Source organism: Bordetella ansorpii, from assembly GCF_900078315.1.
In the GTDB taxonomy this organism is placed as follows: Bacteria; Pseudomonadota; Gammaproteobacteria; order Burkholderiales; family Burkholderiaceae_B; genus Bordetella; species Bordetella ansorpii.
In genome coordinates this window covers 291,321-313,664 of sequence record NZ_FKBS01000029.1, presented here as the reverse complement: position 1 = coordinate 313,664, position 22,344 = coordinate 291,321, and the positions used below count along the sequence as shown (strand labels likewise).

Below are 22,344 nucleotides of genomic sequence, written 5' to 3'. Positions count from 1 at the left end.
GCCCAAATAGCGTTGCCTTTCCAGTTGTATTTAAGCGGCGCGCAGCCTCGAGCAAGCCGGCTGACGCGAGAATCAGAATCCGAGTCGCGTGAGGTGAGCTGTGTCGGGAAAGAGGAATGGGGCCGCTTTGGCCTTAGGCGCTGCCGTGGTCGTCGTGGCCGCGGCGGCAGCGGGATGGTTCGTCGGTCGAAACAGCGGTTCACCGTCGGCGCCGCCGGCCAAGCCAGCGGCCGCGCAACCCTCCTCGGGCACGCCCGCCCCGGTCAAGGCTCCCCCTCCCGTCGCGCAACCGGCGCCCCTGCCGGCCAGCGCCATGGTCGGCCAGGCCGATCCGTTCTCCGCGCTCGGTTGCCAGGAACGCGAATACGGCGACGCTCCCGCGCTGGCCGTGACCTTCACGCAGCCGGTCGACCGCCGCGCCAACCTGGATTCCTTCCTCGAAGTCATCGAGACCGGCACCGCGAATAACGAGGTCCAGGCCGAGGCTGCGGCGCAGGCGGCCGATGCCGCCGCCGCGGGCTCGAACGCCTCGGCCGAGCCAGGCGCCGTGAAGTCGGGCGACCCCGGCGTCAAGGGCAAGACCGCCCAGGGCCGCTGGGTGGTCGGCGACAACCCGCGCGTGGTGTTCTTCCCCTACGTGCAGCCGCAGAAGTCGTACACCGTGCGCCTGCGCGCCGGCCTGCCGGCCGAGACGGCCAAGACCGAACTGCCCGCCGCCGGTTATTGCCAGGTCAGCACGCAGGCCATGCCGCCGTCTTACTACTTCGCCAGCCGCGGCGTGGTGCTGCCCGCCGGCCAGAATGGCGGATTGCCGGTGGTCACGGTCAACCAGCCCGAGGTCGACGTGCAGTTCCTGCGCGTGCCGCCCGAGCGCATGCCCGAATTCTTCGGCAACGTGCTGCGCATCGGTCCGCCCACGGCCAAGAACGACGCCTCCGACGATGATTCGGAAGAAGAGGGCCAGGACGACGACTGGCGCTATTCGGACAACCGCAGCCTGAAGGGTTCCATCGGCAACTACGAGCTGGACCGCCTGCACGCGCTGACGGAAAGCGTCTACCAGGGCCGTTTCGTCACCGATCCCACGCCGAACCGCCGCCACGTCACCTTTCTGCCGGTGGAAAGCATCGCCGAGCTGAAGCAGCCCGGCATCTATGTCGCGGTGATGAGCCAGCCCGGCCGTTTCCGCTACGAATCGCAGGTCACGTATTTCTACGTCAGCGACATGGGCCTGATGGTGCGCCGTTATCCGGATCGCATCGAGGGCTACACGGTGTCGCTGAAGACCGGCCAGCCGGTGTCCGGCGCGCAGGTCGAACTGGTCGACCAGGCCGGCAAGGTACTGGCCAAGGCGGCCGCCGATGGCGACGGCCACGTGCGCTTCGACGGCAACCATCTGTCGGCGCGCCTGATCCGTGCCTCGCGCGGTCAGGAGATGACCGTGCTGGCGCTGGGCGAGCCCTCGCTGGACCTGTCCGAGTTCGACATCGGCGGCCATCCGTCGCGCAACAACAATCTGTTCGTCTATGCCGGCCGCGACCTGTACCGTCCGGGCGAAAGCTTCACCGTGTCGGTGCTGCCGCGGGATCCGGGCGGCAAGCCGCTGCCCGCCGCGCCGCTGACGGCTACCCTGAAGCGTCCCGATGGCCGCGTGGCCCGCACGGCGCTGTGGCATCCCAACGCCAACGTGCCGAACTACCTGGAACAGAGCATCGACATTCCCGTCGACGCGCAGACCGGCGCCTGGTCGCTGGAACTGCGGGTCGATCCCGCCAGCCGCGCCGCCGACGAAACCTGGTGGTTCAACGTCGAGGAGTTCCTGCCCGAGCGCATGAAGCTGGCGCTGACCGCGCCCGACGCCGCGCTCAAGCCCGGCCAGGATTTCTCGGTGGACGTGCAGGGCGACTACCTGTACGGGGCGCCGGCCGCCGGCAACCGCCTGCTGTCCAACGTGGTGGCGCGCCGCGAGCGCGTGGCCCTGCCGCAGCAGTGGCCGGGCTTCATCTTCGGCGACTTCGCGGACGACGTTACGTTGAAGCGCGTGAACCTGCCCGATGCCGAAATGGACGAGCAGGGCCACGCCTCGCTGGATGTCGACCTGGCCGAACTGACCGGCGGCGCCAAGTCGCCGATGCGGGTCAGCGTGGTCGCCAGCCTGCTGGAGTCGGGCGGCCGCCCGGTCGTGCGCTCGCTGCAGCGCACGCTGTGGCCCGCCGACAAGATGATCGGCCTGCGTCCGCTGTTCGACGGCGAGGTCGCGCGCGAAGGCGCGCCCGCGGGCTTCGAGATCATCCGCGTCGATGCCCAGGGCAAGGACATGCCGGTCAAGCAGGCCAAGATGCGCCTGTTCCGCGAAGACCGCCGCTATTACTGGCGCTACGACGACCAGCGCGGCTGGAACAGCGGCTACGTCGTCAACGACGAACTGACCGATTCGCGCAGCTTCGACATCGGCGGCCGCACCGCGCTGACGCTGGCGGTGGGTTACGGCACATACCGCCTGGAAATCACCGACCCCGAAACCGGCATGATGTCCCGCTACCGCTTCTACGCGGGCTGGGGTGCGCAGGACGCCGAGACCGCCGGCAACCGTCCCGACCGCGTGCAGATGAAGCTGTCGGGCGTGCCCGCCAAGCTGGGCGACAAGGTCAAGGTGACGCTGGTGCCGCCGCACGACGGCCAGGCGCTGGTCACGGTGGAAGGCGACCGCATGCTGTGGTCCAAGTGGGTGTCCGCCAGCACGGCCGGCACCGAGGTCGAGATTCCGCTCGATCCGTCGTGGAAGCGCAACGATCTGTACGTCTCGGCCACCGTGCTGCGGCCGGGCAGCCAGGGCGACCGCGTCACGCCGGCGCGCGCCGTGGGCCTGGTGTACCTGCCGCTGAACAACGACGACCGCAAGCTGTCGGTGCAACTGACCGCGCCCGCCAAGATCAAGCCCGAGACTCGCACCACCGTGCGCGTCAAGGTGGATGGCGCCAAGGGCAGCCAGGCGATGGTGACGCTGTCGGCGGTCGACGTCGGCATCCTCAACATCACCAGCTACAAGACGCCCGACCCGTTCGATTTCTTCTTCGGCAAGCACCGCTACGCGCCCGATCTGCTGGACATGTACGGCAAGCTGATCGAGAAGATGGACGGCACGGCCGGCCGCCTGAAGTGGGGCGGCGACGCCGCCGGACGCGGCAATACCAACAGCCTGCCCAAGAAGGTGAAGCTGGTCGACCTCTACTCCGGCCCGGTCAAGCTCAACGACCGCGGCGAGGCGGACATCCCGCTGGACGTGCCCGACTTCAACGGCACGCTGCGCCTGATGGCCGTGGCTTTCGACGACGAACGCTACGGCAGCGCCGACGCGCAGATGGTCGTGGCCGCGCCCATCGTGGCCGAGCTGAACACGCCGCGCTTCATCACGCCGGGAGACCAGGCCGCCATCGCGCTGGACCTGACCAACCTGAGCGGCGCGCAGCAGAAGGTCACGGTGACCTTGCAGGCGCTGGATCCGCTGGCCATTGCCGACAGCACCCGCACCGTCACGCTGCGCGACAAGCAGCGCACCACCGTGCGCTTCACCGCCACCACCACGGGCTCGTACGGCCTGGGGATGATGCGCCTGTCGGTCAATGCCGACGGCGGCCCCGAGCCGATCCGCATCGTGCGCGAGTCGGTGCTGCAGGTGCAGCCCGCGCATTCGCCCGAACGCAACGTGCGGCGCCTGCGCCTGGCGCCGGGCGAGACGCTGGCGGGCCAGGCCGACTGGATCCGCGGCTACTACCCGGATTCGGCGACGGTCAGCCTGACGTTGTCGAACCGCCCGCCGTTCAACGTGAACCGGCTGGTCGAGGGGCTGCTGAATTACCCGTATGGCTGCACCGAGCAGACCATCAGCGCCACGCTGCCGTGGGTGCTGATCGACGAAGCCACGGCCAAGCGTTTCGGCTTGAAGGCGCTCACCCTGCAGGCGCGCCAGAAGAAAGTGTCCGGCGCGCTGCAGCGCCTGGCCGGCATGCGCGGTTCGACGGGCGCCTACTCGCTGTGGGGCGACACCTCGTCGCGCGACGTGTGGCTGACCGCCTATGCGGTGGGCTTCATGCAGGATGCGCGCGACCAGGGATTCGAAGTGCCGCAGGCCACGTTCGAGGGCTCGCGCAACTGGCTGCTGACTCAGGTGCAGCAGGCCTCGGGCAACTTCGGCACGTGGTCGGCCAACCTCAAGCAGAACGTGTCCACGGGCCGTTTCGACCGCAACGACGCCGAGATCCTGCGCCGCGACCATCAGCGCTTCGCCGGCCTGGCCACGGCCTCGCTGGTGCTGGCGCGCGACGGCAAGGTGCCGCTGTCCGCCTTGCGCCTGCTGTACGACAACTATGGCGAGCGCGCCCGTTCGCCGCTGCCGCTGGTGCAATTGGCGGCCGCCTTCAAGCTGATGGGCGACGAGGGCCGCATGAAGTCGGCGCTGGATGCGGCGATGACGCGTCCTTACGGCCTGGGCCAGCAGAACGCGTACTACGACGACTGGCTGGGCGACTACGGCAGCGGCGTGCGCGACTATGCGCTGGCCTATGCCATCGCCATGCAGTATGGCCTGCGCGACACGCGTTCGGAGAATCTGCTGGATCAGGTCTCGGCGCGCCTGGGCAAGCGTTCGTACCTGTCCACGCAAGAGCAGATGGCGTTGCTGATGGCCGCGCGTTCCGCGGGCGACGGCAGTCCGTGGCAGGCGGCGCTGAGCCGTGCCGCCGGCGCGGGCGAGCAGGCCCTGACGGGCAAGGCCGACCAGACCGTGCCGGTCACGCCGGCCGAACTGGCCACTCTGCAGGTGCGCAACACCGGCAGCCAGCCGCTGTACGCCGAGCTCGACATCCAGGGCACGACGTTGCAGCCGCCCGCGCCGCGCAACGACGTGATCCGCCTCAAGCGCAGCTGGTACACGCCGGAGGGCAAGCTGTGGAACGGCGGCACGCTGCGCACCGGCGACATGATGGTGGTGCGCATCGAGGCCGACAGCCGCCAGCTGGTGCCCGATGGCCTGATCGTCGACCGCGTGCCGGCCGGCTTCGAGGTCGAGAACCTGAACCTGTCGCAGGCCCAGGATACGGAAGACTGGACCATCGGCGGGCGCCGCGTCACCGATGCGCTGTCCGATCCCAACATCAAGCATCGCGAGTTCCGTGACGACCGTTACGTGGCCGCGGTGTCGCTGGGACGCGGCAAGGTCGACGTGTTCTACCTGGTGCGCGTGGTGACCCCGGGCCGCTATCGCGTGCCCTCCACCGTGGCCGAGGACATGTACCGCCCCGAGGTGCGCGGCGTGGATACGCCGTGGAGCGACATCCAGATCCAGGATCGGGGAACGCCGGGATCGTGAGGCAGCCGTCGGGCCGTTGCGCCCCCTGGCGCCGCCGCGCCAGGCGTGCGGCCATCGCGGCGGGCGGCACGCTGCTGATGCTGGTGTTGGCGGTGCTGGTGCTGGACCGCCTGATGCCGCTGCCGCGCATCGGCGCGGTGGGGGCGGCGGTGGTGGTGGCCGAGGACGGCACGCCGCTGCGCACCTATCCCAGCCGGGACGGCGCCTGGCGTTACCCGGTTCAGCCCTCGCAGGTCTCCCCGCTGTACCTGCAGGCGCTGCTGACCTATGAAGACCGCTGGTTCTACTGGCATCCGGGCTTCAATCCGCTGTCGCTGGCACGCGCCGGCTGGCAGTGGGCCACCACCGGCCGCATCGTGTCCGGCGGCTCGACCCTGACCATGCAGGTGGCGCGGCTGGCCGATCCGGCGCTGGCCGGGCAGCCGTCGCGCGTCCTGTCCGCCAAACTGCGTCAGATCTGGCGCGCGGTGCAGCTGGAGCTGCACTTCAGCAAGGACGAGATCCTGTCCATGTACCTGACGCACGCGCCCATGGGCGGCATCGTGGAGGGCGCCGAGATGGGCTCGCGCCTGTGGCTGGGCAAGCCCGCCACCCAGTTGAGCCGCGCCGAGGCCGCGCTGCTGGTGTCCTTGCCGCAGGCGCCGTCGCGGCTGCGGCCCGACCGCCATCCCGAGGCCGCGCAGGCGGCGCGCGACAAGGTGCTGGACCGCATGGCCGAACTGGGCGTCTGGACGCCCGAGATCGTGGCCGACGCCAAGATCGAGAACGTGATGGCGCCGCCCCTGCGCGCCCGCTGGCTGGCGCCGCTGGCCGCGCAACGCCTGATGGCCTCGCGGCGCCGCGCCGCCGACACCACCTTGGTGCGCTCGACCCTGGACGCCGAGATGCAGAGCGTGGTCGAGCAGATGCTGCTGGACCGCGTGGACGCGCTGCCGCCCAAGGTGTCGATGGCGGCGCTGGTAATGGACAACGACAGCCTGGCCGTGAAGGTCTACGCCGGTTCGGCGGATTTCTCCGACGATTCCCGATATGCCCATGTGGATATGGTGCGCGGGGTGCGGTCGCCGGGGTCGACGCTCAAGCCGTTCCTGTACGGGTTGGCGCTGGACGACGGCCTGGTCCATTCCGAAAGCCTGCTGATGGACGCGCCCATGTCGTTCGGCGGCTATGCGCCGGGCAATTTCCAGGCGAGTTTCTCCGGCCCTGTCAGCGTGGCGCAAGCTTTGCAGCGCTCGCTGAACGTGCCGGCGGTCGACCTGCTGGATCGCGTCGGACCGGCAAGGTTCGCATCGGTTATGCTGGGAGGCGGCGTCTTCCTGCGCATGCCGGCGGGCGCCCAGCCGAACCTGAGCTTGATTTTGGGCGGGGGCGGCACCACATTGGAAGAACTGGTGGGCGCCTACCGCGCGCTGGCCCGTGGCGGATTGGCCGGCAAGCCCCGGCTGGATCCCGCGGATCCGCGTGTCGAGTCCCGTATGATGAGTGCCGGCGCGGCATGGATCATCCGGGACATCCTCGAAGCGGGGGGCGATCCCGACAGGCCTTTTTTCCAGGGCGGCGCGCCGGGACGGCGGCTGGCATGGAAAACCGGCACGAGCTTCGGTTTCCGCGATGCGTGGGCCGTCGGCGTCACCGACCACTGGACCATCGGGGTCTGGGTCGGACGCCCCGACGGCACGCCCAACCCCGGGTTCTTCGGCGCCAACGTGGCCGCGCCGCTGTTGCACGACATCGTGCAGGCGCTGCCCGCGGGATCCCCGATGGCGCGTCCGCAGCCGGCCTCGGTCAAGGCGGTGGTCACGTGTTGGCCGCTGGGGTGGCGGCAGGGCAGTTCGCCCGATGGACGTTGTCCCGAAACGCGGCGCGCCTGGGCGCTGGACGATACCGTCCCGCCTTCGTTTCCCGGCTACGCCGACGTGGCGCAAGGGCCGTTGCGGATCGAGGGCGTGGCCGAGGGATCGGTCCTGCGGCCGGTGCCGGGGCAGCACAGCGTCACGCTGGACGTCAGCGTGTCGGGTGCGCGGGGCGAGGTGTGGTGGATGTTGGACGGCCGGGTGCACCGACAGGGCGCAGCCGGCCAGCAGCAAAGTTTGTCCCTGTCGCGTAATGGACGGTACGCATTGACCGTCATGGACGAGCAGGGCCGGTATGCCGGTCTTGAATTTGAAATCTCTGGCGTTACGCCATGATCGGCATAGAATATGAAACGTGTACGTGACCGCTTCGATGCGTTACGGAGGAAGCGTGATTTCCCAAGAGCTTGAAGTCAGCCTGCATATGGCATTTGTCGAGGCTCGCTCTGCCCGGCATGAATTCATTACCGTGGAGCACCTGCTGCTGTCGTTGCTGGACAATGCATCGGCCGTGGAAGTGCTGCGCGCGTGCGCTGCAAATCTCGACGACCTGCGCCGCAACCTGCGCCAGTTCGTTACTGAAAACACTCCCGTCATTCCCAGCGGCGCCGAGGTCGACACGCAGCCCACCCTGGGCTTCCAGCGCGTCATCCAGCGCGCCATCATGCATGTCTCCGCGGGCGGCACCGGCAAGAAGCCGGTCACCGGCGCCAACGTGCTGGTGGCCATTTTCGGCGAGAAGGATTCGCACGCCGTCTACTACCTGCAGCAGCAGGGCGTCACCCGGCTCGACGTGGTCAATTTCCTGTCCCACGGAATTACCAAGCAGCCGCAGGAGGAGACCTCCGCCGTGCAGAAAGAGCAGCAAACCAACGGGGAAGAGCAGAGCGAAAGCCGCCAATCTCCGCTCGATCAGTACGCCACCGATCTCAACGCCGCCGCGCTGGCGGGCCGCATCGATCCGCTGATCGGCCGCGAGCACGAAGTCGAACGCGTCATCCAGGTGCTGTGCCGCCGCCGCAAGAACAACCCGCTGCTGGTCGGCGAGGCCGGCGTGGGCAAGACGGCCATCGCCGAAGGGCTGGCCTGGCGCATCACGCGCGGCGAGGTTCCCGAGGTGCTGCAGGCCGCGCAGGTCTACGCGCTGGACATGGGCGCGCTGCTGGCCGGCACCAAGTATCGAGGCGATTTCGAGCAACGCCTGAAGGGTGTGCTCAAGCAGGTGCGCAGCAACCCCGATTCCATCCTGTTCATCGACGAGATCCACACGCTGATCGGCGCGGGCTCGGCCTCGGGCGGCACGCTCGATGCGTCCAACCTGCTCAAGCCCGCGTTGTCGTCGGGCCAGCTCAAGTGCATCGGCGCCACCACCTACACCGAATACCGCGGCGTGTTCGAGAAAGACCACGCCCTGTCGCGCCGCTTCCAGAAGATCGACGTGCCCGAACCCAGCGTCGAGCAGACCGTGCAGATCCTGCGCGGCCTGAAGAGCCGCTTCGAAGAGCACCATAACGTGCGCTACTCGGCCGCCGCGCTCAGCGCCGCCGCCGAGCTGTCCGCGCGCTACATCAACGACCGCCACCTGCCCGACAAGGCCATCGACGTCATCGACGAGGCCGGCGCCGCGCAACGGCTGTTGCCGCGCTCGAAGCAGAAGAAGGTCATCGGCAAGGGCGACATCGAAAACATCGTCTCGAAGATCGCGCGCATTCCGCCGCAGTCGGTCTCCAACGACGACCGCAGCAAGCTGGCCACGCTCGAACGTGACCTGAAGACCGTGGTGTTCGGTCAGGACCAGGCCATCGAGGCCCTGGCGGCCGCCATCAAGATGGCGCGTTCCGGCCTGGGCAAGCCCGACAAGCCCATCGGCGCCTTCCTGTTCTCGGGCCCCACCGGCGTGGGCAAGACCGAAGTGGCGCGCCAGTTGGCCTTCACGCTGGGCGTCGAGCTGCTGCGCTTCGACATGTCCGAATACATGGAACGCCATGCGGTGTCGCGCCTGATCGGCGCGCCGCCGGGGTACGTCGGCTTCGACCAGGGCGGCCTGCTGACCGAGGCCATCGCCAAGCAGCCGCACTGCGTGCTGCTGCTGGATGAAATCGAGAAGGCGCATCCGGACATCTTCAACATCCTGCTGCAGGTCATGGACCACGGCACGCTGACGGACAACAATGGCCGCAAGGCGGACTTCCGCAACGTCATCATCGTCATGACGACCAACGCGGGCGCCGAGACGCTGAACCGTCCCTCCATCGGCTTCGCCAACAGCCGGGTGGCGGGCGACGAAATGGCGGAAATCCGCCGCATGTTCACGCCCGAGTTCCGCAACCGCCTCGACGCCATCATCCCGTTCGGGGCGCTCACGCGCGACATCATCCTGCGCGTGGTGGACAAGTTCCTCATGCAGCTCGAAGATCAGTTGCACGAGCGCCGCGTGGCGGCTGTCTTCACCGACGCCCTGCGCGAGCACCTGGCAAAGGCCGGCTTCGACCCCGTCATGGGCGCGCGGCCGATGCAGCGCCTCATCCAGGACACCATCCGCCGGGCGCTGGCCGACGAACTGCTGTTCGGCAAGCTGGTCGATGGCGGCAACGTCACGGTCGACGTGGAAGACGACAAGGTCGTCCTGCGCTTCGACCAGGACAAGCCCGACGGCGACTCCGCGCCCAGGCAGGAAGTCGCGCTGGCCGAGTAAACACACGCCTTGGATCGCGAGCCGCTCATCGCCTGCGAGCACTGCGCCAGCGTTTATCGCCGGCGCGCCTTGCAACGCGACGAGGCCGCGGTTTGCGGGCGGTGCGGCACCCTGCTGTGGCGGTTCAGCCGCCTGACGCCAGCCGATTGGCTGGCGTTGGTCATTGCGGCGCTGGTCGTGTTCGTGGTGGCCAATGCCTACCCCGTGGCCAGCCTCAGCGTGCAGGGCGTGGTGCAGCGCGCCACGCTGCTGGACGCCGTCTCCATCACCTGGCGGCAGGGCCATCAGGTGGTCGCCATCATGACGGGTCTGGCCGGCTTCGTGCTGCCTCTGCTCCAATTGCTGCTGCTGGGCTGGGTGCTGGCGCCGTTGTCGCGTGGCCGGGCCGCGATCGGCCGGGCCGCGACCGGCATGGCCACGGCCATCCGCTTGCTGTCGTGGCTGCGGCCCTGGAGCATGGTGCCGGTGTTCCTGCTGGGCGTGCTGGTGTCGGTGGTCAAGCTGGCCGGCATGGCCGCCGTGCATCCCGAGATCGGGCTGGGCGGCTTCTTCATCCTGACGATGCTGCTGACCATGCTGGGCCGTCTTTCGCCACATGCGCTGTGGCGGCTGGCCGAGACGCATGGGGTGGCGCCCGTGCACATTCCGCATGCCCAGCCCGGCCAGGTGCTGGCGGGCTGCCACGTCTGCGGCCAGGTCCAGGCGCTGCCCGGCGATGCCGACCACGCCGGCGATCCGCATCGCTGCGTGCGCTGCGACGCCGTGGTGCACGTGCGCAAGCCCGATCACCTGGCGCGCACCTGGGCGCTGATGATCGCCGCATCGATTCTCTACATTCCCGCCAACGTGTTGCCCGTGATGAACATCAGTTCGCTGCTGGGCGACAGCGAGCACACCATCCTTGGCGGCGTGGTCGAACTGTGGGAGGGCGGGTCTTACGACATCGCCATCATCGTATTCGTGGCCAGCGTGATGGTGCCGCTGACCAAGCTGCTGGCGCTGGCCATCCTGGCCTGGTCCACGCAGCGGCGCCGCACCGGCAACCTGCGTCCGCGCACCCGCATGTACGAGATGGTCGAGTTCATCGGGCAGTGGTCGATGCTGGACGTTTTCGTGGTCATCGTGCTGGCCGCGCTGGCCGATTTCCAGGGATTGATGGCCATCAGCGCGGGGCCGGGCGCGGCGGCCTTCGGCATGGTGGTCATCCTGACCATGCTGGCCGCCATGAGTTTCGATCCCCGCCGGGGCTGGGATCATGCAGGGGCCGACGACGAGCCCGATCCCGACGATGCCGCCGTGGCGCCTCACGCGCTATATCCGGTACAACCCGTGGCAGCTGTAACGGCGCCCGCAGGGCGGGGCGGGCCGGGCTCCGGTAGTATGTAACTCCATTCAAGAGCAAGAGTTTCTCCAGCTATGGCTGATCCGACGCCTGACCAGACGACCGAGCCCATGCGGCAGCCCCCTGTAGGCGTGCCCGACGTCGTCCGGAAGAAGAAGCGCCGCCTGTCCTGGATCTGGCTGGTGCCCATCGTGGCCGCCATCGCGGGCCTGTCGCTGGTGGTGCGCACCTGGATGCAGGCGGGGCCCGAGATTTCCATTCAATTCGAGACGGCCGAGGGCCTCGAGGTCGGCAAGACCCAGGTCCGTTACAAGGACGTCGTCATCGGCGTGGTCAAGGGGATCCGCTTCAACGAAGACCGCAGCAAGGTCGTGGTCGATGCTGCCTTGTCCAAGGAAGTGGCCGATCTGGCGCGCGAGGGCACCAATTTCTGGGTGGTGCGCCCGCGCTTGGGCTTCACGGGCGTATCGGGCCTGGGCACGCTGCTGTCGGGCGCCTATATCGGCGTGGATGCTTCCGAAGGAGTGGCCGCAAAGAAGGGCAAGCCCGAAAAACTCAGCTTCGTGGGGCTCGAGACGCCGCCCGCGGTCACGCACGACCGTACCGGCAAGCGTTTCGTGCTCAAGGCCAGCAACCTGGGGTCGCTGGACATCGGGTCGCCGGTCTATTACCGCCGCATCAACGTCGGCCGGGTGGTGGGCTACGCGTTGGACAAGACGGGCCAGGCGGTCAACATCGAGATTTTCGTCGACGCGCCCAACGACCGCTTCGTCACAGAAGGCACGCGTTTCTGGAATGCCAGCGGCATCGACGTCTCGGTCAACGCCGAAGGCCTGAAGATGCGCACGCAATCGCTGGTGTCGATGGCCATCGGCGGCATCGCGTTCGAGCATCTGTCGACGCGCCAGGCCGAACCCGCCAAGGCCGATGCACAGTTCGATCTGTACGCGGGCGAGGCCGACGCCAAGGCCAATCCCGACGGCACGCCGTTCCGCATCCGCATGCGCTTCGACCAGTCGGTGCGCGGGCTGGCGGTGGGGGCGCCGGTCGACTTCCAGGGCATCACGCTGGGCGACGTCACCGCCGTCACCATCGATTTCGACACCGAGAAGAAGCGCTTCTACGCGCTGGCCGACGCCACGCTGTACCCCGAGCGCCTGGGCCGCGTCTACGACAAGCTGAACGCCGAGTTCGGCGGCAGCCAGGAGGCCGGCCAGCGGCTGCTGGGTACGATGGTCAAGTACGGCCTGCGCGCGCAACTGCGCTCGGCCAACCTGCTGACGGGCCAGCTGTACGTGGTGCTGGATTCCTTCCCCAAGGCCAAGCCTGTCGAGTTCGTGCCCAGCGATCCGGCCATGATTCCCACCATGCCGGGGCAGCTCGACCAACTGCAGGAGCAGATCGGCAGCATCGTCAGCAAGATCGAGAAGATCCCGTTCGAGCAGATCGGCCGCGACTTGCACAAGACGCTGGAAAGCACCTCGCGCGTGGTCAACCAGATCGACAAGCAACTGGCGCCGGACGCGCGCAAGGTGCTGCAGCAGGCCCAGCAGTCGCTGCAGCGCGTCGACCGCATGCTGGCGCCCGATGCCTCGCTGCCCGTCAACGCAGAACGGGCCATGCAGGAGCTGTCGCGCGCCGCGCGTTCGCTGCGGGCATTGTCGGAATTCCTGCAGACCAACCCCGAATCGCTGCTGCGCGGCCGCGGCGACGATCCCATCCCGGGCGCCGGCCCCGTGAGGAACTAGATGAAAACATGCTTCCCTTCCTCGCTGCCGGGCGCGTCGCGCCTGGCCGGCGTCGCCGCCCTGGCCGCCGCTGTCCTGGCGGGCTGCGCCGGCTCGCCGCCAGTGCGCTACTACACGCTGGTGGCGCCGCCTTCGGCCAGCGCCGCGCCGCAGGCCACCGCGCCTGCCGGCTACATGATCGAAGTGTTGCCGGTCAGCGTACCCCCGCAGGTCGACCAGCCGCAGCTCATGCTGCGCAGCGGCGCCGGCCAATTGACGGCCCAGTATTCCGACCGCTGGAGCTCGCCGCTGTCCGATGAGTTTCGCGATGCTTTGTCCGATACCCTGACGCGCCGCCTGGGTGTGCCCGACGTGCGCGTGGTCAAGCCCCTGGGTGATACCCCGATCTGGCGCGTGCTGGTGGACGTGCAGCGATTCGAATCCACGCCGGGCGCCTCGTCGGTGATCGAGGCCACCTGGCGCGTGCGCCGCGATGCGCGGGACAAGTCCTCGGGCCTGCTGTGCCGCAGCCGGATCGACGTGCCCATCGCGGGCGGCGGCGCGCCGGATGCCGCGGGCCGTGTCGAGGCCGCGCTGGTGCAGGCGCACCAGCAGGCGGTGGCCCTGCTGGGCGATACCATCGCCTCGGCCATCCGCGCGCAGGGCAAGTCGGCCACGCCGGCCTCCGAGCGCGTGCAGGTGCTGGGCTGCGTGAATGATTGAGGCTTGAAGGGTTCACGCCTTAAGCATATTGGCAAGGGTAAACCCCTAAAGGTTAACCAGTATTTCAAAGTGGTTGCAACTTCCTTAGTATCCCGGTTTACCGATAGATACGTCGCGTTCCTTTGCACGGGCTTCCGTGGCGCGGCGTCTTACTGAGGAAGTGTCTTGGCAATCACCGCTACGCCCGTTCCGGGCGCCGATGCGCCGGCTCCCGTCCGGCGAGGCCGCTTTCCCCTGGCGCGCATCCTGCATCGCGCCTTCGTCGTCCTGATGTACTTCTTCATGCTCTGCCCGCTGATCTTCGTGGTGTGGCTGAGCTTCTTCAAGGACGCCATCCTCTTCTTCCCCCCGTCCGGCTACACCACGCAGTGGTACCTGAAGGCCTGGGACAACGACGCCTTCGCCAACGGGTTCCTGTTCAGCCTGCAGGTGGCCGTGCTGGCCGCCGTGGCCGGCGTGGTCATGGGCGTGCTGGCCGCGCTGGGCATCGTCCGCTACAAGTTCGCGGGCGGCCGCACCGTCAATACGCTGCTGCTGTCGCCGCTGCTGATTCCCGGCATCGTGGCCGGCATCGCCATCTACCTGTTCTACCTGGCGGCCGAGAACTTCCTGGACATGGACATCGTCGGCACCTACGGCGGGCTGGTCATCGCCCACGTGTGCCTGACCATTCCCTGGACCGTGCGCCTGGTGTCGGCCAGCATGGCCGGCCTGGATCCTTCCATCGAAGAGGCGGCGCGCAACCTGGGCGCCAGCGGCCGCGTGGCTTTCCTGCGCGTCACGCTGCCCATGCTGCGGCCGGGCATCGTGGCGGCGGCGCTGTTCAGCTTCGTCGTCTCGTTCGAGAACCTCGAACTGTCGCTTTCCCTGGTGGGCCCGGGCCATACGACCCTGCCCATCGCGATCATGCAATACCTCGAATTCAATCTGGATCCCACCATCGCGGCGGTGGCGTCGGTCCAGATCCTGCTGTTGGGCATCGTCATGCTGGTGACCGACCGCTTCGTGAAACTCAGCCAGGTGGTTTAAGAAAAATGGCCAAGGTCAGCATCGAACGACTCAAGAAGCAATTCGGCAACTCGGTTGCCGTCTCGGATTTCACCCTGGACATCGCAGACGGCGAACTGGTGGCTTTCCTGGGCCCCAGCGGCTGCGGCAAGACCACCACGCTGCGCATGATCGCGGGCTTCATCGAACCCACGGCGGGCACGATCCGCATCGGCGAGACCGACGTCACGCCCTTGCCCGTGCACAAGCGCAATACCGGCATGGTGTTCCAGCGCTATGCGCTGTTCCCCCACATGACTGTGGCGCAGAACGTGTCCTTCGGCCTGGAAATGCACAAAGTGCCGGCGGCCGAGCGCGATACGCGCATCCGCACGGTGCTGGACATGGTGCGCATGACCGAGCTGCGCGACCGCTACCCGCGCCAGCTGTCCGGCGGCCAGCAGCAGCGTGTGGCCATCGCCCGCGCGCTGGCCATCCAGCCCAAGGTGTTCCTGCTGGACGAACCGCTGTCCAACCTGGACGCCAAGCTGCGCGTCGAAGTGCGCGAAGAGATCCGCTCGCTGCAGCAGCGCCTGGGCCTGACCACCATCTTCGTCACGCACGACCAGGAAGAAGCCCTGGCCATCGCCGACCGCATGGCCATCATGCACGACGGCAAGGTGCAGCAGGTCGGCGGCCCGCAAGAGTTGTACGAGCGTCCCGCCAACCTGTTCGTGGCCGATTTCCTGGGCAAGATGAACTTCTTCCGTGGCGGCCTGGACGGCACGGCCTTCACGACCGAGAAGGGCACGCGCATCGATGCGCAGGGCGGCGTGGCCAATGCGCGCCACCTGGGCGTGCGTCCCGAACGCGTCTACCTGACGGTGCAGCCGGGGCAGGGCAACACCCTGGCCGGCGTGGTCGAGTCGGCCGTGTACCTGGGCTCGCTGCTCGAAGTGCGGGTGAAGCTCGACAGCGGCGAGACCATCGCCAGCCAGGTGCCCAACGGCGCCTCGCGCCACGATCTGCCCATCGCCACCGGCACACGGGTGTACGCCAGCTTCCAGCCCGCCGACTGCGTGCTGTTTTCGGAATGACGGGGCCGCGATGACGACGACCGCTATCGCCCGGCCCAGCCGCGACTCGCTGCTCGGCCCCAGCATGGCCTTTCCGGCCTCGCTGGTGGTGCTGCTCATCATCATGGTGCCGATCCTGCTGCTGTTCCGCTACAGCTTCAACAGGTTCGACCCGCAGGAGATGATGCAGGAGGCGTTCACGTTCGAGAACTACGTGCGCTTCTTTTCCGATCCGTACTACCACGACGTGTTCTTCAACACGGTGTGGGTGGCCGGCTTGTGCACGGTGCTGGCCCTGGTGCTGGGCTTTCCCGTGGCGTACTTCCTGGCCAAGACGCAAAGCCGCTTCAAGAGCCTGTTCATCATCCTGCTGGTGTTTCCGCTGATGGTGGGCAACGTGGTGCGCGCGGCCGGCTGGATGGTGATCCTGGGCAACGCGGGCGCGCTGAACGCGCTGCTGATGGGTATCGGCCTGACCAGCGAGCCGATGAAGTTCATGTACACGCCTACGGCCGTGGTCATCGGCACCACGGCGGTGGTCATGCCGTACCTGATCCTGACGCTGCAGAGCGTGCTGGAAGGCATCGACTTCTCGGTGGAAGAGGCGGCGCAGAACCTGGGCGCGGGCTTCTTCACTACCTTCCGCCGTGTGATCCTGCCCATCGCCGCGCCCGGCGTGGCGGCCGGCACCATGCTGGTGTTCATCCTGTGCATGAACGCCTACGCCACGCCCGTGCTGTTGGGCGGCACCGGCCTGACCATGATGGCCCCGGCGCTGTACGACCAGATCACGCGCGCCTCGAACTGGCCGTTCGGCTCGGCGCTGGCGCTGGTGCTGGTGTGCGCCACGCTGCTGATCGCCACTTTTTCCAACTGGCTGATTCATCGCCGCTACGTCAAGACGATGGGGGGGTGATGTTGTGTCTGATTCCTTTGGAGAGGCCTTTGTGGAGCGCTCCTGGTCAGGGGAGGGGGATCTTCGTGGGACGTCCTCGGCGAGGCTGGGGCGCGCGTCCCGGCCAAGTCGTCGGGCTCGGGCGCGCCATCAGGCGCCCTCGGTCCCGCTGCGCGGGACTGCCCCTCCTCCAATTGGCCGGGCCGCGCGCCCCAGCCTCACCGAGGACTCACGCCAGCAACATGCCGCTGCCCCGCGGCACAGCCGCCGATGGACGGCTTTGCAGCAACTCTGTTTGCGGCCTGCACCGGCCGCTATCGCTTGCCATTACCGGATGCAGGCCGGGAAACCTTCGGAACTGGAGACGTTGCGAGCCCGTGTCTGCCGGAGGGCGCGCGTCGGCCAATTGGAGGAGGGGAAGCCGCGTAGCGGCCGAGGGCGCCTGCTGGCGCGCCCGAGCCCGACGACTTGGCCGACGCGCGCCCTCCGGCAGGCACGGGCGTCTCAAGAACCCAACTCTGCCAAAAGAAAACCTCAACCGGCAATTCTCCCCACATTCACGATACTAACGACACGCACGGAGCAATCCCGATGACCGCTGTACTGTTCAAGAACGCCGCCTTGCTCGACCCCACGCAGCCCGAATTGCAAGAGGGCTTCCATGTGCTGGTGGAGGACGGGAAGATCAAGGAAGTGTCCGACAAGCCGATCACGGCATCGTCGGCCCAGGTCATCGACGTGGCCGGCAAGACGCTGATGCCCGGCCTGATCGACCTGCACGCCCACGTGATGGCCACGCAGCTGAACCTCAGCTCGCAGGGCGTGCTGCCCGACGCGCTGGTGATGATGCGCGCCGTGCCCATCATGTCGGCCATGCTGCGCCGCGGCTTCACCACCGTGCGCGATGCCGGCGGCGCGGGCTGGGGCCTGAAGTGCGCCGTGGAAGAGGGCGTCGTGGCGGGCCCGCGCCTGTTCATCTCGGGCCGTGCGATCAGCCAGACGGGCGGCCACGGCGATCCGCGTCCGCGCTCCGACCACCTGCGCCCCATGAGCTTCTGCGGCTGCTGCTTCCGCGCGGGCGACATCGGCCGCGTGGCCGACGGCATCGAGGACGTGCGCAAGGCCGTGCGCCAGGAATTGCAGATGGGCGCCGACCAGATCAAGATGATGGCCTCGGGCGGCGTGGCGTCGCCCACCGATCCCATCGCCTCGTTCGGCTACTCCGAGGACGAGATCCGCGTCATCGTGGAAGAGGCCGCCGGCCGCCAGACCTACGTGATGGCGCACTCGTACACCGCCGAAGCCATCGAGCGCGCCGTGCGCCTGGGCGTGCGCACCATCGAGCACGGCAACCTGGTCGACGAGCGCGTGGCGAAGATCATGGCCGAGAAGGGCGCCTACGTGGTGCCCACGCTGGTCACGTACGAAGCCCTGGCCAACGAAGGCGCCGACTACGGCCTGCCGCCCGACAGCGTCGCCAAGATCGCCACGGTGCGCACCGCCGGCCTGCAGTCGCTGGACATCTACAAGAAGGCGGGCGTGAAGATCGGCTTCGGTTCCGACCTGCTGGGCCCATCGCAGCGCCTGCAGAGCGATGAATTCCGCATCCGCGCCGAAGTGCTGTCGAACTGGGAAGTGATCCAGAGCGCCACCACCACGGCCGCCGAAGTGCTGCGCATGGAAGACCGCCTGGGCCGCCTGGTGCCGGGCGCGACCGCCGACGTGCTGGTGGTCGACGGCAATCCGTACCGCGACGTGTCGTGCCTGCTGGGCCAGGGCGATCACATTCCCCTGGTGATGAAAGACGGCGCGATCCATCACAACGAACTCAAGGCCTGAATCCGTCATGGTCAGTACAACTCTGGGTGTCAAGGTGGACGACGCCCTGCGTGACCGCCTGAAAGCGGCCGCGCAGAAGCTCAATTGCACGCCGCACTGGCTGCACAAGCAGGCGTTGCTGTCTTACCTCGACAAGATCGAGCGTGGGCAGTTGCCTGCCGAGATGGCGCACCTGGCGGCCGACGAGGCCGAGGGCGAGGACACCGATCACGCGGCTTCGGCCGCCACCCCGCCTTTCTTCGAGTTCGGCCAGGACGTGCAGCCGCAATCCGTGCTGCGCGCGGCCATCACGGCCGCCTACCGGCGTCCCGAACCCGAATGCGTGCCGCTGCTGCTGGGCCAGGCGCGCATGCCCAATCTGGAAAAGATCCACGCCATGGCCGCCGGCCTGGTGCAGGCCCTGCGCGGCAAGCGCACGGGCGGCGGCGTGGAAGGCCTGATCCAGGAATTCTCGCTGTCCAGCCAGGAAGGCGTGGCGCTGATGTGCCTGGCCGAAGCCCTGCTGCGCATTCCCGACCGCGCCACGCGCGACGCGCTGATCCGCGACAAGGTGGCCCGCGGCGACTGGAAGTCGCACATCGGCGGGCGGCAGTCGCTGTTCGTCAATGCGGCCACCTGGGGGCTGATGCTGACGGGCAAGCTGGTCGCCGTGAACAGCGAGCAGAACCTGTCGCGCGCGCTGACGCGCCTGATCGGCAAGGGCGGCGAGCCGCTGATCCGCAAGGGCGTGAACCTGGCGATGCGGATGATGGGCGAGCAGTTCGTGTCGGGTCAGACCATCTCCGAGGCGCTGGCCAACAACCGCAAGATGGAAGCCCGCGGCTTCCGCTATTCGTACGACATGCTGGGCGAGGCCGCCACCACGGCCGACGACGCCGAACGCTACTACGCCTCGTACGAGCAGGCCATCCATTCCATCGGCAAGGCCGGCGCGGGCCGCGGCATCTACGAAGGCCCGGGCATCTCGATCAAGCTGTCGGCGCTGCATCCGCGCTATGCGCGCGCGCAGCGCGACCGCGTCATGACCGAGCTGCTGCCGCGCGTGCGCGAGCTGGCGATCCTGGCGCGCGGCTACGACGTGGGCCTGAACATCGATGCCGAAGAGGCCGACCGCCTGGAAATCTCGCTGGACCTGCTGGAGGCGCTCTGCCACACGCCCGAGCTGGAAGGCTGGAACGGCATCGGCTTCGTCATCCAGGCCTACCAGAAGCGCGCGCCGTTCGTCATCGATTTCGTGATCGACCTGGCGCGCCGCAGCCGCCACCGCATCATGGTGCGGCTGGTGAAGGGCGCCTACTGGGACACCGAGATCAAGCGCGCCCAGGTCGATGGCCTGGAAGGCTATCCCGTCTACACCCGCAAGATCTACACCGACGTGGCGTACCTGGCCTGCGCGCGCAAGCTGCTGGGCGCGCCCGAGGCGGTCTATCCGCAGTTCGCCACGCACAACGCCTACACGCTGGCGGCCATCTATCAGTTGGCGGGCCAGAACTACTATCCCGGCCAGTACGAGTTCCAGTGCCTGCACGGCATGGGCGAGCCGCTGTACGAAGAGGTGGTGGGCGCGGTGGCGCAGGGCAAGCTGAACCGCCCGTGCCGCATCTACGCGCCGGTGGGCACGCATGAAACGCTGCTGGCGTACCTGGTGCGCCGCCTGCTGGAAAACGGCGCCAACACCTCGTTCGTGAATCTGATCGGCGACGAGAGCATTCCGGTCGATCAACTGGTGGCCGATCCGGTCGAGGCCGCCGCGCGCGTGGTGCCGTTGGGCGCCCCGCACGAGAAGATCCCGCTGCCGCGCGAACTGTACGGACAGGCCTCCAAGGGCGAACGCATCAACTCGGCCGGTCTGGACCTGAGCAACGAGCACCGTCTCAGTTCGCTGTCGGCCGCGCTGCTGGCCAGTGCCGCCACCGCCTGGCGCGCCGGCCCGATGCTGGGCGACGCTGCCGCGTGGAACGACGAGCGCGCCGCCGACGTGCGCAACCCGGCGGATCACCGCGACGTGGTGGGCCGCGTCATCGAGGCCGATTCCGCCGAGGTGAAGGCCGCCTTGCGCGAGGCCGCCAACGCCGCGCCGATCTGGCAGTCCACGCCCGTCGAGGCGCGCGCGCAGTGCCTGCGACGCGCCGCGCAGTTGCTGGAAGAACGCATGCAGGGCCTTTTGGGCCTGATCGTGCGCGAGGCCGGCAAGTCGCTGCCCAATGCCATCGCCGAGGTACGCGAAGCCGTCGATTTCCTGCGCTACTACGCGGAGCAGATCGAACGCGAGTTCGGCAACGATACGCACCGTCCGCTGGGCACCGTGCTGTGCATCAGCCCGTGGAACTTCCCGCTGGCCATCTTCACCGGCCAGGTGGCTGCCGCGCTGGCGGCGGGTAATACCGTCATCGCCAAGCCTGCGGAGCAGACGCCGCTGATCGCCGCGCAGGCGGTCGAGATCCTGCGACAGGCCGGTGTGCCCGCGGGCGCGGTGCAATTGTTGCCGGGCCGGGGCGAGACCGTCGGCGCCGAACTGGTGGCCAGCCCGGGCGTGCATGGCGTGATGTTCACCGGCTCGACCGAGGTGGCGCGCCTGATCGCGCGCGCCTTGTCCGAACGCCTGGACGACGCCGGCCGCACCATTCCGCTGATCGCCGAGACTGGCGGCCAGAACGCCATGATCGTGGACTCCTCGGCCCTGGCCGAGCAGGTCGTGGCCGACGTGCTGAACTCGGCCTACGATTCGGCGGGCCAGCGCTGCTCCGCGCTGCGCGTGCTGTGCGTGCAGGAAGACAGCGCCGATCACGTGCTGACCATGCTGCGCGGCGCCATGCGCGAACTGCGCGTGGGCAACCCCGACCAGCTGTCCACCGACGTGGGCCCGGTGATCGACGCGGAGGCCCGCACCGGCATCCAGCGCCACATCGAAGCCATGCGCACCGCGGGCCGCCGCGTGGACCAGATCGAGATGGATCCGCGCGCACGTTACGGCACCTTCGTGCCGCCCACGCTGATCGAACTGAACGACCTGAGCGAGCTGACGCGCGAAGTGTTCGGCCCGGTGCTGCACGTGCTGCGCTATTCGCGCGATGACCTGGACGGCGTGCTGGACCAGATCAACGGCACCGGCTATGGCCTGACGTTCGGCGTGCACACGCGCATCGACGAGACCATCGCCAAGGTCACCGGCAAGGTCCACGCGGGCAATATGTACGTGAACCGGAACATCGTGGGCGCGGTGGTGGGCGTGCAGCCGTTCGGCGGCGAAGGCCTGTCGGGCACCGGTCCCAAGGCCGGCGGTCCGCTGTACCTGTACCGTCTGCTGGCCGTGCGTCCCACGGGCCTGCCGGCCTGGGCGGAAGCCTCGCACGACCAGCCGCTGGCCATCGCGCTGCCGGGGCCCACCGGCGAGCAGAATACCTACCGCCTGCTGCCGCGCGGCCGCGTGCTGGGCGTGGCCGCGACCGAAGCCGGCGCGCAGGCCCAGTGGGCCGCCGCGCAGCTTACCGGCAACGCCTTGCTGCTGCTGGATACGCCGCAAGCGCGCCAATGGCGCGACAAGCAGGATGCCGCGGCGCGCGAGCGTATCGAACTGGTGCAGGATGGCGGCATCGACAGCGCCGAGTACGACGCGGTGCTGTTCGAAGGCGACAGCGACGCACTGCGTGAACTGAACCGCCGCGTGGCGGCGCGCCCCGGCCCGATCCTGTCGGTGCAGGGGCTGACGCCGGATGCGCTGGCGGCGGGAGCCGCATACGTGCCCGACCGGCTGCTGACGGAGTGTTCGTTGAGTGTCAATACCGCCGCCGCTGGCGGCAACGCCAGCCTGATGACCATCGGCTGATCGAGGAGAGATC

The 22,344-nt window shown here is 68.2% G+C and carries 11 protein-coding genes; all 11 read left to right on the top strand.

Annotated elements, in window-relative coordinates:
- Nucleotides 1-100: 100 nt before the first annotated feature.
- The 11 genes from A7W11_RS23125 (at nucleotide 101) to putA (ending at nucleotide 22,331) form a co-directional block, all read left to right on the top strand.
- A complete protein-coding gene (locus A7W11_RS23125; protein ID WP_082887444.1) occupies nucleotides 101-5,368 on the top strand; it encodes an alpha-2-macroglobulin family protein in 5,268 nt (1,755 codons plus the stop codon).
- Between the two features lie 77 nt (nucleotides 5,369-5,445).
- Nucleotides 5,446-7,557 (top strand): penicillin-binding protein 1C, encoded by a 2,112-nt coding sequence (gene pbpC, locus A7W11_RS23120; RefSeq protein WP_066421648.1) that lies wholly within the window; start codon nucleotides 5,446-5,448, stop codon nucleotides 7,555-7,557.
- A gap of 55 nt (nucleotides 7,558-7,612) precedes the next feature.
- Nucleotides 7,613-9,916 (top strand): ATP-dependent Clp protease ATP-binding subunit ClpA, encoded by a 2,304-nt coding sequence (gene clpA / locus A7W11_RS23115; RefSeq protein WP_066421644.1) that lies wholly within the window; start codon nucleotides 7,613-7,615, stop codon nucleotides 9,914-9,916.
- A gap of 9 nt (nucleotides 9,917-9,925) precedes the next feature.
- A complete protein-coding gene (locus A7W11_RS23110) occupies nucleotides 9,926-11,302 on the top strand; it encodes a paraquat-inducible protein A (RefSeq protein ID WP_082887443.1) in 1,377 nt (458 codons plus the stop codon).
- Nucleotides 11,303-11,332: 30 nt separating this feature from the next.
- Nucleotides 11,333-13,006 carry a PqiB family protein gene (locus A7W11_RS23105; protein ID WP_066419838.1) on the top strand — a complete coding sequence of 558 codons (1,674 nt, stop codon included), beginning with the start codon at nucleotides 11,333-11,335 and terminating at the stop codon, nucleotides 13,004-13,006.
- Nucleotides 13,007-13,708 (top strand): PqiC family protein, encoded by a 702-nt coding sequence (locus tag A7W11_RS23100; RefSeq protein WP_066419834.1) that lies wholly within the window; start codon nucleotides 13,007-13,009, stop codon nucleotides 13,706-13,708.
- Between the two features lie 270 nt (nucleotides 13,709-13,978).
- Complete coding sequence (locus A7W11_RS23095; protein ID WP_082887520.1) at nucleotides 13,979-14,737, top strand: ABC transporter permease; 759 nt, start codon at nucleotides 13,979-13,981, stop codon at nucleotides 14,735-14,737.
- Nucleotides 14,738-14,742: 5 nt separating this feature from the next.
- The gene (locus A7W11_RS23090; RefSeq protein ID WP_066419828.1) at nucleotides 14,743-15,792 is read left to right on the top strand and encodes an ABC transporter ATP-binding protein; all 1,050 of its coding nucleotides are present in this window, start codon (nucleotides 14,743-14,745) and stop codon (nucleotides 15,790-15,792) included.
- 10 nt (nucleotides 15,793-15,802) lie between these two features.
- Nucleotides 15,803-16,687, top strand: a complete 885-nt coding sequence (locus tag A7W11_RS23085; protein WP_066419827.1) for an ABC transporter permease — start codon at nucleotides 15,803-15,805, stop codon at nucleotides 16,685-16,687.
- Nucleotides 16,688-17,257: 570 nt separating this feature from the next.
- On the top strand, nucleotides 17,258-18,505 hold the full coding sequence (locus A7W11_RS23080) for a metal-dependent hydrolase family protein (protein ID WP_066419826.1): 1,248 nt from the start codon (nucleotides 17,258-17,260) through the stop codon (nucleotides 18,503-18,505).
- Between the two features lie 7 nt (nucleotides 18,506-18,512).
- Nucleotides 18,513-22,331, top strand: coding sequence for a trifunctional transcriptional regulator/proline dehydrogenase/L-glutamate gamma-semialdehyde dehydrogenase (putA, locus tag A7W11_RS23075; protein WP_066419825.1), 3,819 nt, complete (start codon nucleotides 18,513-18,515; stop codon nucleotides 22,329-22,331).
- Nucleotides 22,332-22,344 lie beyond the last annotated feature (13 nt).

Excerpts from the sequence above, each read along its gene's own strand:
- pbpC (WP_066421648.1), top strand. The coding sequence starts at position 5,446 with ATGCTGGTGTTGGCGGTGCTGGTGCTGGACCGCCTGATGCCGCTGCCG.
- A7W11_RS23105 (WP_066419838.1), top strand. The coding sequence starts at position 11,333 with ATGGCTGATCCGACGCCTGACCAGACGACCGAGCCCATGCGGCAGCCC.
- A7W11_RS23100 (WP_066419834.1), top strand. The coding sequence starts at position 13,007 with ATGAAAACATGCTTCCCTTCCTCGCTGCCGGGCGCGTCGCGCCTGGCC.
- A7W11_RS23095 (WP_082887520.1), top strand. The coding sequence starts at position 13,979 with ATGTACTTCTTCATGCTCTGCCCGCTGATCTTCGTGGTGTGGCTGAGC.
- A7W11_RS23090 (WP_066419828.1), top strand. The coding sequence starts at position 14,743 with ATGGCCAAGGTCAGCATCGAACGACTCAAGAAGCAATTCGGCAACTCG.
- A7W11_RS23085 (WP_066419827.1), top strand. The coding sequence starts at position 15,803 with ATGACGACGACCGCTATCGCCCGGCCCAGCCGCGACTCGCTGCTCGGC.
- A7W11_RS23080 (WP_066419826.1), top strand. The coding sequence starts at position 17,258 with ATGACCGCTGTACTGTTCAAGAACGCCGCCTTGCTCGACCCCACGCAG.
- putA (WP_066419825.1), top strand. The coding sequence starts at position 18,513 with ATGGTCAGTACAACTCTGGGTGTCAAGGTGGACGACGCCCTGCGTGAC.